Raw genomic sequence first — 14050 nt, 5'->3', positions numbered from 1 at the left:
TGGCGCCTCCATTATTCGGACTCTTTATCCTTCTGATTATTATTAAACTTCTGAACTCGATTGGCCTTGGCCGCCAGGGAATTCTTACCGGCCCTGGCCCGATTCTCAGCCGCCTGATTTAAAGCGTTTTGCTTCTCGGAGGAAATGCCTGCCTTGGAAGAGAGGCTTCTTCTCGCGTTGGTCGTAGCCGCGTTTCTGATCTGATCCCTGCGGGCCCCGCGCTTGGCCGCCTTGGCCTCGGCCTTCTCCTTATTCTTTTCAATGATCTGCTGCAGATCCATCTTCTCAAAGTGCTTATTGAGGAAGTACTGCTGAATGACACGGACAACGGAACCGATGATCCAGTAGAGAACAAAGCCGACCGGAAGAGTGAATCCGATAACCAGTGATACCAGCGGCATCATGGTATTCATCATCTTCATCTGCTGTTCCATCTGGTCGCTGCCGGCTCCCGCGGCAGTAGGCATCAATTTCATCGAGAGAAACTGGAAGAAATATGAGGCGATCGGAATCAGAAGGGCTACAATCACCAGTCCCCAGTCCTTCTGATCGGCGAAAAATCCCTGTTTGATCAGATTCCAGGGAGTTTCTGAGATGTTCAGATTAAAAAAGTAGTTTACCCCCATCATCGCGCTGTGTGTAGAATCAATGGCGGAAGTCAGAGTCGGGAAGGAAGTGTGCAGAGCGGACCAGCCGGAATCACCCAGCTTGTAGAGAACATCGATGATATAATTGCTCATCGCTGTCGGATCTGTCGTCTGGAAGTTGACCTGTACCGTATTGATCTTTGCGTTCTTGTAAATGGTCTGCATGACATCTGCATAGCCATCTACGCCCATGATCTGACTTGCCAGACCGGAGAATACGCCCTTGACATTGTCAATGTAGGCCGGAATATTGTAGATGACACGGTAGAGACCAAAGAGGATGGGGAGCTGAATAATCATCTGCAGGCAGGAACCCATAGGACTGATCCCGTATTTATCATAAAGAGCCTGCTGCTCCTCCTGTTGGGCCATCATGCTGGCCTGATCTCTTTTGCCCTTGTATTTCTTCTGAATTGCCTTGGTCTCAGGCGCGATTTTCTGCTGTAGGATGGAGAACTTTTGCTGACGCACGGTCAGAGGCAGAAGCGCCATATATATGATGATTGTGAAAACAACAATCGTCACCCAGATGTCCTTGATTCCAAAGACATTGCTCAAACCGATATAGACCCCGTTCATGATCCATCCCAGAACCCTAGCAATTGGTCCAAGAATCTGGCCCTGATAGGCGGTCAAATACATTGAAGCCATAAACCCTCCAATTCAATGTTTCATCCTGTATGATCTGATGTTTTCTCATATCGCACTCAGCATGTGCGTTGCTTTATGATTCAACTCCAAGCTTATTTTCTCATATCAAACTTATTTTCTCATATCAAATATGAAAAATGAGCGATACGCCTGCCGGGAGTCTTTATTATCCTTTATTATTCTTCTTCGGAAAAGAAATCAGCTTGTAACGCCGTCTGATCTCTTCCCTGTCCCGTGGTACCGGATCAATTCCTCCGTGAGAGAAAGGATTGCATCGCAAAACACGATAGGCTGCCAGGAGCCCCCCGACCAGGGCCCCGTGCCGTGAAATTGCCTCATAGCCATAAGCAGAACAAGTCGGACTATATGGACAGCGGCTTCTCTTCATCGGTGATATGTACTTCTGATAAATTCGAATCAATCGAAGCAGAAGTTCTCTCATACCTGATCTGCCTCCGTAATCAGCTTCTGAAGGCGCGCGATATGTAAGAACGCGGATTCCATCTGATGAAAGTCAGCATCCCCGGCCTGCTTACGCGCGACAACTACCATGTCCCAGCCGATCTGAAAGGAAGCTTCATGCAGTCGATAGGCTTCTCTGATCAATCTCGTCAAATGATGTCGAACCACACTGTTTCCAACCTTTCTGGAAACAGAGATTCCCAGGCGATTTCGTCCCAGGTCATTGGCCCTTACATACAAAACAAGGAGACGGTTCGCCCTGGAATTGTGCTCTTTATAGACCTTCTGAAAATCAGCGTTCTTCTTTAGCGATTCGCTAAAAATCATAAAAGCTCCCATAAAGTAGAAAAGACCACATGAAGATGTGGTCCTGCATTCATAACATATATTGATCTATGATCAAGCTGAAAGCGACTTTCTACCCTTAACTCTTCTTGCTGCGAGAACCTTACGTCCGCCTGCAGTGCTCATTCTCTGACGGAAACCATGAACTTTCGCTCTCTGTCTGGTCTTCGGCTGGAATGTCATCTTACCCTTATGCATTCAGACACCTCCTTCACTCAAAATATGATAAAACATCATTACAAATATAAGGGCCTTTCCTCAAAATGTCAAGAAAAAGTGGATTTCCTGTTGTTTCACTGTGGATCAACAGTGCTTCATCGCTAAAGATCCGCAAACCCCCACAGGAAGATGAAGAAACCTCTGTTGATAAGTGCATATTCTCCTGAATCAATATTGTGGATAAGTTTAGCCTTATTTCTATTCTTTTTTTCTTCTTCTGACGGGCCAAACAAGCCCATATGGCCTGTTTTTTCCTTTTCTTCTATTTTTTTCCAAAACTGTCATTTCATTGAAAAATGAGCCGTTTTGGAGTAAAATAACTAGGTAGTATGCCCTGGATCAACCAGGATCTTTGATAAGGATCTGCCAGACCTTTTATGAGGATCCGTTACAGGGAAAAATAAAGAATTGAATCAGTTTCTTCCTATTATAATAGGTTATATCGGATGAATTCTATCCGTCCTCTGTAAGGATATATGATTCTCTGATGGAATCGAAGAAGTGGGGTAAGACCGAATGGATCTGTTGACCAAGGAATGGGCACACATTCTTAAAACAGTAAAACAAGAATACAATATCACAGACATTTCTTTCAAAACCTGGCTGGCCCCCCTGGAGATTTTCTCTGTTCAGAAGGATACTCTGGTCATTCTCTTTCCAACAGACGAATCCAACCAGATGAGTCTGAACTACATCAGCAAGAAATATGAGCTCCCCCTCAAAGTCACAATTGCGGAGATCACCGGAAAGGAATATCACTTACAGTTTATTCTCCCGGGGCAGGCAACAAACTTAAAACCCAGTGACGTTGTCAGCCAGGGACACCGTCCGGCGGATCGTGAGAATTTTCTCTCCTCACACCTCAACCCCCGCTATACCTTCGATACCTTCGTTGTCGGGGCCAATAACCGCTTTGCGCAGACAGCTTCTCTGGCCGTTGCGGAATCTCCGGGACAGGCCTACAACCCCCTCTTTATTTACGGAGGTCCCGGGCTGGGCAAGACCCATCTCATGCATGCCATCGGCAATTTTATTCTACAGGACAGTCCTTCCAAGAAGGTTCTCTATGTCACTTCCGAGGATTTTTTAAATGAGGTCATCGAGTCTATCCGCAATAACTCCTCCGGTTCAATGTCCCGTTTCCGTGACAAGTACCGGACGGTGGATATTCTCCTGATCGACGATATTCAGTTCATCATAGGCAAGGAGTCCACGCAGGAGGAATTCTTCCACACCTTCAACGCCCTGCATTCCGCCGGCAAGCAGATCGTTCTGACCTCGGATCGACCTCCCAAGGAAATGGAGACCTTGGATACCCGGATTCGCTCTCGCTTTGAATGGGGACTGATGGCTGATGTCGGCTCTCCCGACTATGAGACCCGTATGGCCATCCTGCGAAGACGCTGCGAGATGGATCGTTTCTCCCTGCCCGATGAGATTCTGGATTACATTGCTTCCAATATCAAATCAAACATCCGTGAGCTGGAGGGAGCTCTCAACAAGCTGATCGCCTACTCCAACCTGGAGAAGACGACAATTACAATGGAGATTGCCAGTCGGGAGCTGCAGAATATCATCTCTCCGGATACCCCCCGGGAGATCACGCCTCAGCTGATTATTGAAATGGTCTCTGAACACTATCAGATCTCTGTTGACCAGATGATCTCCAAGAACCGGTCTTCGGCTGTGGCCAAGCCCAGACAGATTGCCATGTACCTCTGCAAGGACATGACTTCCTCTCCTCTGGAAGCGATCGGTTCCCTTCTGGGAGGACGAGACCACTCTACCATTATCCACGGCGCCAACAAGATCGCCGATGAATATAATTCCGATGAGGAGCTCCACAAACAGATTGACGCCATCCGCAAGAAGCTGAATCCCAGTTGATTCTCTCACTGCGCGAAGATTCGATCGCCGTAAACAGGCAACCTGTCCACAGAAATTGTGTATAAAACACAAACACTTCTGTGGAAGGAAATGGACTAAGGCTATTTTCTTCTAGTCCATCCACAGAAGCTTCGATTTATTCCGATTTGGATCCCCGGTCTGTCCACAGGAGCAGATCCTCTCCATTGCCTTTAAAATAGGGAATGCGCGACATAGTCACATATCCACAGCCCCTATTATGAATACTTAATTTTTTAATTATATATATAAAAACGACAATTCAGAAAAAAGAGTTATTCACTGTATTCATCGTCGCCAGGAAAGGAGTTTTTTATGAAGATCACATGTTCCCAAGCAGAACTGGTCAAGGGAGTCAATATCGTCACGAAGGCAGTTCCCACCAGAACAACGATGCCGATTCTCCAGTGCATCCTAATTGATGCCTCTGCAAATCAGATTAAGCTGATGGCCAATGACATGGAAATCGGAATCGAGACAATCATTGAGGGAAGAATCGAGGAGAGGGGGATTATCGCTCTCGACGCCTCCATTTTTTCCAATATTGTAAAGAAGCTGCCGGACAGTCAGGTGGTGATTACAACGGGCGAATCCTTTCAGGCCAATATTTCATGCGAGAAGGCCAACTTTAATATCAATGGGATGGATGGTGAGAACTTTGCCTACCTTCCTGTCATTCCCAGAAATGAGCCGGTGGTGATCTCTGAGTTCACGCTGAAGGAGGTCATCCGTCAGACCATCTTCTCGATTGCCGACAATGAAAACAACAAGCTTATGACCGGAGAGCTCTTTGAAATTCGCGGCAGCCGTATGAGAGTCGTATCTCTGGACGGACACCGCATTTCCATCCGCAATATTGAACTTAAATCTGAGTGTCCGGATTATAAGGTGGTTGTTCCCGGCAAGACGTTAAACGAGATATCCAAGATCATTCCGGGATCCTATGAGGAGAATGTGATGATTTATATCACGGAGAATCACATCATCTTCGAGTTCGGTCAGACAACCGTGGTATCGCGTCTGATTGACGGAGAGTACTTCAAAATCGAGCAGATGCTCTCCTCTGATTATGAGACGAAAATCCGTATTTCCAAGAGAGAACTGCTCGAGTGTATCGACCGCGCTACCCTGCTGGTCAATCCGGGAGATAAGAAGCCGATCATTATGAATGTGACGGATGGAAATATGGAGCTTAACATCCAGTCCTTCATCGGTTCCATGAATGAGAATATAGCCATTGACAAAGAGGGCAGAGATATTCTGATCGGATTTAACCCCAAATTTTTCATAGACGCCCTGCGAAATATCGACGACGAGGAGATCACGATTTATATGGTAAATCCCAAGGCTCCCTGTTTTATCAAGGATGATGATAATAAGTTCCTCTATCTGATTTTGCCCGTGAACTTTAACGCGGCCTGAGCATGTATTGGTGACAGGAGAAATGATGGCGATGGCGGAACAGGAGAGTAAGGAGTAAAAATGCAGGAAGTTGCTCTTCGCGAGGGTGAAGACTTTATCAAATTAGGTCAGATGATGAAGAAGGCCGGCATTGTCAGTTCAGGACTGGACGCCAAGTTTCTCATTCAGGACGGTCAGGTTCAAGTGAACGGTCAGGTCGACAGCAGGCGTGGCCGCAAGCTTTATGAGGGAGATCAGGTAACCTTTGAGGGCCGGACCTTTGTGGTTGTCAAGTGATGTATATCCAGTCAATTGAACTGTCCAATTACAGGAATTACAGGTCGCTTGAGATGGAGTTTGACAGGGGGACAAACATCCTCTTTGGAGATAACGCCCAGGGAAAGACAAATATCTTAGAGTCCATCTATCTCAGCGGAACTAGCAGATCCCATCGAACCGCCAGGGATCGGGAGTTGATTCGCTTTGGACAAGAGGAAGCGCATATCCGCACAAATGTGCGCAAGAATGATCTATCCTACTGCGTCGATATTCATATCCGCCAGGCCAAGAGCAAGGGGATTGCCATCAACGGCGTGCCGGTCAAAAAGGCGAGCGACCTCTTCGGGCTTCTGGGAATTATTTTCTTTTCACCGGAGGACTTGAACATCGTAAAAAACGGTCCGGCGGAGCGCAGGCATTTTATCAACGCGGAGCTGTCTCAAATTGACCGGATCTATCTGTCGGATTTGAGTAATTACAACAAAGCGCTCAATCAGCGTAACAGTCTTCTCAAGGGAATTCTTGATCATCCTGAACTGAGAGAAACTCTGGATGTCTGGGATGGGCAATTGGTCAATTATGGCAAGAGGCTGATCGCCCGCAGGCGGGAATTTATTGCAGATTTGATTCCGATTGTCCGGGGAATCCACCGAAAACTCTCGGGGGGGATCGAAGATCTGCTGCTCGCCTATGAGCCGAATATCGACGATACCTTCTTTGAGGATGAGCTCTTTCGCGCAAGGGACAGGGATATGCGGATGGGAACGACGACGGTAGGTCCTCACCGGGATGATCTGAAGCTCTCGATTGCTTCCGTCGATATCCGCAGGTTTGGGTCTCAGGGGCAGCAGAGGACCTGCGCCCTCTCTCTGAAGCTGGCCGAGATTCAAATGATGGAGACCAAAAGAGGGGAAAAGCCCATCCTGCTCTTAGACGATGTTCTCTCCGAGTTGGACTCAAATCGGCAGAATTATCTTCTGGAGTCGATCAATGATATACAGACCATCATCAGCTGTACCGGCTTGGATGAGTTTGTGAAAAATAAATTCTCTGTCCACCGGGTCTATGAGATTTCGAACGGGCAGGCATTTCTTCGCGAGAAGATTGCAAATTGAATGGAGGAAGAAATGGCACAGCAGGAATACGGAGCAGATCAGATCCAGATTCTGGAGGGATTGGAAGCGGTCCGAAAGCGGCCGGGTATGTATATTGGTTCCACTTCGGCGCAAGGACTTCATCATCTGGTCTATGAGATTGTGGATAACTCTGTGGATGAGGCCCTGGCAGGCTACTGTCATCACATCCGCGTCACGATTAACAGGGGAAACTCGGTGACTGTGGTCGATGATGGGCGGGGTATTCCCACCGGGATTAATCACAAGGCCGGTATTCCGGCAGTGGAAGTCGTATTTACCATTCTTCATGCGGGCGGCAAATTCGGCGGCGGCGGATATAAGGTTTCCGGCGGCTTGCACGGGGTGGGAGCCTCTGTGGTCAACGCGCTTTCTCTTTGGCTTGAGGTCGAGATTCGCCGCGACGGAAAAATCTGGCGGCAGCGCTATGAGAGAGGGAAGACGATGGGTTCTCTCAAGGTGGTCGGATCCTGTGATCCCTCGGAGACGGGAACCAAGGTCACCTTTCTTCCGGATGACAGGATTTTTGAGACGACCGAATTCGATTACGGCGTCTTGCGGAGGAGATTGAGAGAGACTGCCTTCTTGACCAAGGGCCTGCGGATTTCTCTTCGAGATGAGAGAGAAGAAGAGGTCCGCGAGGACTCCTTTTACTACGAGGGCGGGATCAAGGAGTTCGTCAGCTATCTGAACCGCGGGGACAAGCCCCTTTATCGGGACGTCATTTACTGTGAGGGAACCAGCAACGGGGTCTACGTCGAGGTTGCCATGCAGCACAACGACGCCTATAAGGAGGCCTGCTATTCCTTCGTCAATAATATTATTACGCCGGAGGGAGGCACCCAGGTTACCGGCTTTAAGGCGGCGGTGACCAATGTATTCAACTCCTATGCCCACGAGAATAAACTGATCAAGGATACGGAGAAGCTTGACAGCGATGATATCCGCGAGGGGCTGACATCGGTGATCAGTATCAAGATTGAGGATCCCCAGTTTGAGGGACAGACCAAGCAAAAGCTGGGCAACTCTGAGGCCAGGGGCGCGGTACAGGCTGTCGTGACCGAGCAGTTGACCTATTTTCTGGAGCAGAATCCACAGGCGGCCCGTCTGATTGTGGAAAAGTCCCAGCTGGCGCAGAGGGCCAGGGAAGCCGCGAGAAAGGCCCGCGATTTGACCAGGCGCAAATCTCCCCTGGACGGGGCGGCTCTGCCCGGTAAGCTGGCCGACTGCTCTTCTAAGGATCCTGCCGAGTGCGAGATTTTTATTGTCGAGGGAGATTCTGCGGGAGGCTCCGCCAAGGAGGCCAGAAACCGCAGAACCCAGGCGATCCTTCCCTTGAGGGGCAAGATATTGAATGTCGAGAAGGCCAGGGAAGACCGGATTTACGGCAACGCGGAGATCAAGGCCATGATCACGGCATTCGGGACAGGAATTCACGATGAATTCGACATTGAAAAGCTCCGCTATCACAAGATCATCATTATGACCGATGCGGATGTGGACGGAGCCCATATCGCGACGCTGATGCTGACCTTCCTCTACCGCTTTATGCCGGAGTTGATCCGCCAGGGCAATGTCTATCTGGCAACCCCTCCCCTCTACAAGATTGAGAAGAATCGCAAGGAGTGGTATGCCTATTCCGATGAAGAGCAGAACAATATTCTGAATCGGATCGGCAGGGACAATTCGATTAAGATTCAGCGCTATAAGGGACTGGGAGAGATGGACGCACAGCAGCTCTGGGAGACGACCATGGATCCGGATACCCGTATTTTAAAGAGGGTGCAGGTGATTGACGACGATGAGGCGGAAATCAATCTGACCTTCTCCACCCTCATGGGTGAGGAAGTCGAGCCCCGCCGTGAGTTCATTGAGGAGAACGCGAAGTACGCGACCCTGGATATTCAGTAAGGAGGAATACAATGGCAGAAATGGGAGATGATATCTTCGACCAGACCGTCCGATCTGATACGATTCAGGAGGTCGACCTGAAATCAACGATGGAGACCTCTTACATCGACTACGCCATGTCCGTCATTGCGGCCAGAGCGCTTCCCGATGTCAGGGACGGGTTAAAACCGGTGCAGAGGCGTGTTCTCTACTCCATGATCGAGCTGAATAACACACCCGATAAGCCGCATCGAAAATGCGCCCGTATTGTCGGCGATACCATGGGTAAATATCACCCGCACGGGGATTCCTCCATCTACGGAGCCCTGGTCAATATGGCCCAGCCCTGGTCCATGCGCAATATCTTAGTGGACGGACATGGTAACTTTGGATCGATTGACGGCGACGGGGCCGCGGCCATGCGGTACACAGAGGCCCGTCTGTCCAAGATATCCATGGCCATGATGGCGGATATCAATAAAGATACCGTGGACTTTATTCCCAACTTTGATGAGACGGAGAAGGAGCCGGTCGTACTGCCTGCCCGCCTTCCGAATCTCCTGGTCAACGGGACAACCGGCATCGCGGTCGGTATGGCGACCAATATTCCCCCCCACAATTTGAGGGAAGTCATTGCCGCCTGCGTCAAGATCATTGACAATCGGGTGGAAGAGGACCGGAGCACGGACATTTCCGAGATCCTGGGAATCGTCAAGGGACCGGATTTTCCCACCGGGGGCATCATCCTCGGCAGGGCCGGCATTGAGGAGGCTTATCGGACCGGCAGGGGAAAGATCAAGGTTCGCGCGGTAGCTGATATTGAGCCGATGGACAACGGCAAGCACAGGATCATCGTGTCTGAGATCCCCTATGGGGTCAACAAGGCCCGCATGATCGAGAAGATCGCCGACATGGTCAAGGACAAGCGCCTGGACGGGATCACCGCCCTTCGGGACGAGACATCCCGCGAGGGAATGCGGGTCGTGATTGAGCTTCGCAAGGATATCAATCCCAATGTCATGCTCAATAAGCTCTATAAGCAGACCCAGCTGCAGGATTCCTACGGGGTTATCATGCTGGCTCTGGTCGGCAATCAGCCCAGGATCATGTCCTTAAAGGAGGTTTTAGATCACTACATTCTCCACCAGGAGGATGTAGTTACCCGCCGGACCAGGTTTGATTTAAACAAGGCCCAGGAGAGAGACCATATCTTACAGGGTCTGCTTACGGCCCTGGACAATATCGACGAGGTCATCAAAATCATCCGGTCCTCGAAATCCGTCGCTATTGCAAAAGAACAGCTGATGGGGCGGTTTGCCCTGTCCGAGGCCCAGGCCCAGGCTATCGTTGATATGCGTCTTCGCGCCCTGACAGGTTTGGAAAGGGAGAAGCTGGAGGCGGAGCACAGGGAACTGATGGAGAAAATAGCCTATTTTAAGGGGATTCTGGCCGACCATAAGAAGCTTTTGACCGTGGTGAAGGAGGAAATGCAGGAGATCGCCGACAAGTATGGTGATGACCGCCGCACACAGATCGGTTTTGACGATGATGATATCAGCGCCGAGGACCTGATCCCGGTTACGCATCCCATCATCACCTTCACCAAGTTTGGCTATATCAAGCGCATGTCCGCTGACAATTTCCGGGCCCAGCACCGCGGGGGCAAGGGAATCAAGGGAATGGAGACCATCAAGGATGACTACATAGTGGAGTTGATTCAGACCAGGTCTCACAATTTCCTGTATTTCTTTACCAACAAGGGAAGAGTCTATCGTCTCAAGGCCTACGAGATACCGGAGGCCTCCAGGACTGCCCGGGGAACGGCGATTGTCAACCTCCTGCAGCTGATGCCGGATGAGACCATTACATCTATGATTCCCGTTGTTCCGGGGGAGGACGAGGATAAGTATCTCTTCATGGCGACCCAGAGGGGAATCGTCAAAAAGACCAGACTCAGGGAATATGAGAATATCCGCAAGTCCGGTCTGGCCGCTATCAACCTGCGCGACGAGGACCGTCTGATTGAAGTCAAGCTGACCGACGACACAGACGAAGTCATGCTTTTCACCCGCTTCGGCCAGTGCGTCCGCTTCCATGAGTCGGATGTCAGAGGCACGGGAAGAAGTACCATGGGTGTGATCGGAATCAATCTGTCCGACCAGGACTGCGTTATCGCCATGCAGTTGGCCAGCCAGGGAGAATCCCTGGTACTGGTATCTCAGCGGGGTCTTGGAAAATGTACGCTGACAGAGGAGTTCCCCTCGCATCACAGGGGTGGCAAAGGCGTGAAGTGCTATAAGATCACCGAGAAGACCGGAGATCTGGTCGGCGTTAAGTCAGTCGATAAGGACAACCAGCTCATGCTGATTAATCGGGCCGGCACCATCATCCGGATTAATATCGCGGATACAGCCCTCTTAGGCCGGATTACGTCCGGGGTCAAGCTAATTGATCTCAAGGGAGACGACGAGGTGGCAAGCATTTCCGTTGTACAGAGGGAGGATCTCCCCTTAGAGGATGAGGATACTTCTGAGAGTATGGGAGATGGCCTGTCAGTCGACAGCGATCAGGAGAGAGAGAATCAGGAATCGGCGGATGCGGATCATTCCCTGGAGGATCTTCTGGTCAGAGCAGAAGAAGATCAGAGCGCGCGGGAAGATGATTCTGAAGAGGAAGAATAAAGAAGGCGCCAATCGTTTTGACAGACGCCCTTTTCGGTAATAATCCGAAAAGGGTAGATATCACATGGAACGGCCGCACAATGGACGGCCGAATAAGGTCCCTTGCTGAGATAGGAAACCGCAAAGCAAAGGAGAGCAGAAGCAGGTCTTTTGCTCTCCCTTTTGTTTAGAGAATGCTCGAAGATGTAAATTTCATAGTTTATGATAATAGAATGATGGATGAGAGAGCCTTCTGCAGGAAAAGACATTTGATAGAATCGTTGTAAAATAGGCCTGTGAAGGTCGATGTTGTCGCAGCAGCTATGGAGTGCTTATGATCAGGGAAATACCAGTTCATCAGATCAGCCGGAATATTTGTCAAATGTGCATAGAAGCCAATATCAGTCTCAGTTCGGATATGCAGAAGGGACTTGCCCGGGCAGGGAAAGAGGAGATCTCTCCTCTGGGCAAAAAGGTCCTGGAACAGCTGGAGGAGAATCTTGAAATTGCGGGTCAGGAGCAAATTCCCATCTGCCAGGATACCGGCATGGCGGTGGTCTTTCTGGAGGTCGGACAGGATGTACATCTGATCGACGGGGATTTAAGAGAGGCAGTCGACGAAGGTGTTCGGAGGGGATATAGGGAGGGATACCTGCGCAAGTCGGTTGTGAGAGATCCCATTTTAAGGGAGAATACAGGGGATAATACGCCGGCGGTCCTCTATGTAAAGCTGGTTCCGGGAGATCAGATTAAAATTACGCTTGCCCCAAAGGGTTTCGGGTCTGAGAACATGAGCCGAATCTTTATGCTCAAGCCGGCAGATGGCCTGGACGGGGTCAGAGAGGCGATTTTAGCGGCTGTTCGCGAGGCAGGGCCTAATGCCTGCCCTCCCATGGTTGTGGGCGTTGGCATAGGGGGGACATTTGAAAAATGTGCCCTCATGGCAAAGGAAGCGCTGACCAGAGATTTGGATTCATCTTCAGAAATTCCCTGGGTGGCCGATCTTGAGAGAGAAATGCTGGCGAAGATCAATGGACTGGGAATCGGCCCCGGCGGACTGGGCGGCCGCGTCACAGCAATGGGAGTTAATATCAATACCTATCCGACCCATATCGCGGGTTTGCCGGTGGCAGTCAATATCTGCTGTCATGTCAACCGGCGTGCGGTGCGGGTGATCTGAGTCGCAGGGATAGGGTACGGATCATCTGGTCTGCGGGCATGTAGTGCAGATGACCTAAGTCGCAGGGATAGGGTGCGGATCATCTGATCTGCGGGCATGCAGTGCAGGTAGTCTGTATCGCAGGCATGCGGTACAGGTGATCTGAGCCGAATGGGTATAAAAATCTGACGGGAATATTTGCTTCTGCGACGGGTTTCCTTGGAAGAGGATTTTCTCTCTTAGAAAGCGATTTTGACGAAGAAACAGGGACTTTATGATTTGAGAGGTCAGGAATAAGATGCAGGAAATAAAAATCAGGCTCCCGCTGCGAGATGAGGTCATAGAGAAGCTCAGAGCAGGAGACTATGTATACCTGAAGGGGGATCTCTATGTAGCGCGGGACGCGGCGCATAAAAGACTGATGGATTTGATAAAGGCAGGTAAGAAGCTCCCGATTTCCTTGGAGGGAGAAACGATTTACTACATGGGTCCCTCACCGGCCAGAAAGGGACAGATTATCGGATCCGCCGGACCGACAACTGCCAGCCGGATGGATAAGTACACACCAACTCTGTTGGATCTGGGTTTAAAGGGCATGGTTGGAAAGGGAAAGCGCAGCCAAGAAGTTTTGGACGCGATTGTCAGGGATCACGCGATCTATTTTGCAGCAGTCGGAGGAGCAGGAGCGCTCTTGTCCAAGTGCATCCGAAAATCAGAGATTGTCTGCTATGAGGATCTGGGAGCAGAGGCGATTCGCCGGATCACAGTAGAAGCTCTTCCCTTGGTGGTCCTTGTTGACTGCAAGGGCAATAATCTCTATGAAGCGGCAAGCCGAGAATACGCAGACGATTTCGGTGGTACAGGCGACGTTGGCAGCAAGTTTGGTATTTAGGGCATTTCCGGCAATTCAGCTTCTGTGCAGGTCCGGCAATTCAGGGATGGGGAGAAACACATTGACAAAGAGAACCAGCTCGATTAAACTGAGAAAGTCGTGAAAAGCGGCAGCATAACGATTCGAAAGAAGCGTCTGGAGAAGTACTCAAGAGGCTGAAGAGGCGCCCCTGCTAAGGGTGTAGGTCGGGAAACTGGCGCGAGGGTTCAAATCCCTCCTTCTCCGTTGAAGAGACAGGAAGTGCCTGTCTCTTTTTTATGACAAGAAAACATAGTTTTTTCACGATTTTTTCTTGACGCGGAATCGATGCCTTGGTATTATCTAAAAGCTGTCTCTTCAGAAGGCAGCAAGAACCTTGATAACTGAACAATGAAACAACCTTGAAAGATTCTAAGAGAATCAAAGCG

Annotated in this window: 13 protein-coding genes and 1 tRNA gene; 9 read left to right on the top strand and 5 right to left on the bottom strand. The window is 49.9% G+C overall.

The window, feature by feature from the left end:
- Positions 1-11: 11 nt before the first annotated feature.
- The 5 genes from HMPREF1508_RS00860 to HMPREF1508_RS10320 all read right to left on the bottom strand — a co-directional run bounded on the left by HMPREF1508_RS00860 (position 12) and on the right by HMPREF1508_RS10320 (position 2553).
- On the bottom strand, positions 12-1298 hold the full coding sequence (locus HMPREF1508_RS00860; protein ID WP_044958597.1) for a YidC/Oxa1 family membrane protein insertase: 1287 nt from the start codon (positions 1296-1298) through the stop codon (positions 12-14).
- A gap of 166 nt (positions 1299-1464) precedes the next feature.
- Positions 1465-1740: a membrane protein insertion efficiency factor YidD gene (yidD, locus tag HMPREF1508_RS09810; protein WP_006906604.1), complete on the bottom strand. Its 276-nt coding sequence runs from the start codon at positions 1738-1740 to the stop codon at positions 1465-1467.
- Positions 1737-2087 carry a ribonuclease P protein component gene (gene rnpA / locus HMPREF1508_RS00855; protein WP_044958596.1) on the bottom strand — a complete coding sequence of 117 codons (351 nt, stop codon included), beginning with the start codon at positions 2085-2087 and terminating at the stop codon, positions 1737-1739. Before rnpA ends, yidD begins: the two co-directional genes overlap by 4 nt.
- A gap of 72 nt (positions 2088-2159) precedes the next feature.
- Positions 2160-2303, bottom strand: coding sequence for a 50S ribosomal protein L34 (gene rpmH / locus HMPREF1508_RS00850; RefSeq protein ID WP_044958594.1), 144 nt, complete (start codon positions 2301-2303; stop codon positions 2160-2162).
- Between the two features lie 13 nt (positions 2304-2316).
- Positions 2317-2553 carry a hypothetical protein gene (locus HMPREF1508_RS10320; RefSeq protein WP_198015530.1) on the bottom strand — a complete coding sequence of 79 codons (237 nt, stop codon included), beginning with the start codon at positions 2551-2553 and terminating at the stop codon, positions 2317-2319.
- Positions 2554-2840: 287 nt separating this feature from the next.
- Between HMPREF1508_RS10320 and dnaA the strand changes: the two genes are divergently transcribed.
- From dnaA to HMPREF1508_RS00805, 9 genes are all read left to right on the top strand, one after another.
- Positions 2841-4211 (top strand): chromosomal replication initiator protein DnaA, encoded by a 1371-nt coding sequence (gene dnaA / locus HMPREF1508_RS00845; protein WP_044958592.1) that lies wholly within the window; start codon positions 2841-2843, stop codon positions 4209-4211.
- A 333-nt stretch (positions 4212-4544) separates the two neighbouring features.
- A complete protein-coding gene (gene dnaN, locus HMPREF1508_RS00840; RefSeq protein ID WP_044958590.1) occupies positions 4545-5651 on the top strand; it encodes a DNA polymerase III subunit beta in 1107 nt (368 codons plus the stop codon).
- A 60-nt stretch (positions 5652-5711) separates the two neighbouring features.
- Positions 5712-5927: an RNA-binding S4 domain-containing protein gene (locus HMPREF1508_RS00835; RefSeq protein WP_006906609.1), complete on the top strand. Its 216-nt coding sequence runs from the start codon at positions 5712-5714 to the stop codon at positions 5925-5927.
- Complete coding sequence (gene recF / locus HMPREF1508_RS00830) at positions 5927-7024, top strand: DNA replication/repair protein RecF (RefSeq protein ID WP_044958588.1); 1098 nt, start codon at positions 5927-5929, stop codon at positions 7022-7024. The genes HMPREF1508_RS00835 and recF overlap by 1 nt, the downstream gene beginning before the upstream one ends.
- On the top strand, positions 7025-8953 hold the full coding sequence (gyrB, locus tag HMPREF1508_RS00825; RefSeq protein WP_006906611.1) for a DNA topoisomerase (ATP-hydrolyzing) subunit B: 1929 nt from the start codon (positions 7025-7027) through the stop codon (positions 8951-8953).
- A 20-nt stretch (positions 8954-8973) separates the two neighbouring features.
- Positions 8974-11613: a DNA gyrase subunit A gene (gene gyrA / locus HMPREF1508_RS00820; protein WP_044958666.1), complete on the top strand. Its 2640-nt coding sequence runs from the start codon at positions 8974-8976 to the stop codon at positions 11611-11613.
- Between the two features lie 313 nt (positions 11614-11926).
- Positions 11927-12772: a fumarate hydratase gene (locus tag HMPREF1508_RS00815; protein ID WP_044958584.1), complete on the top strand. Its 846-nt coding sequence runs from the start codon at positions 11927-11929 to the stop codon at positions 12770-12772.
- Between the two features lie 277 nt (positions 12773-13049).
- Positions 13050-13643 (top strand): Fe-S-containing hydro-lyase, encoded by a 594-nt coding sequence (locus tag HMPREF1508_RS00810; RefSeq protein WP_044958582.1) that lies wholly within the window; start codon positions 13050-13052, stop codon positions 13641-13643.
- Positions 13644-13780: 137 nt separating this feature from the next.
- Positions 13781-13868: transfer RNA gene (locus tag HMPREF1508_RS00805), tRNA-Ser, on the top strand.
- Positions 13869-14050 lie beyond the last annotated feature (182 nt).

Source organism: Shuttleworthella sp. MSX8B, from assembly GCF_000524295.1.
In the GTDB taxonomy this organism is placed as follows: Bacteria; Bacillota; Clostridia; order Lachnospirales; family Lachnospiraceae; genus Shuttleworthia; species Shuttleworthia satelles.
The sequence above is the reverse complement of the archived record's forward strand: the minus strand, read 5'-3'. Positions and strand labels throughout refer to the sequence as shown.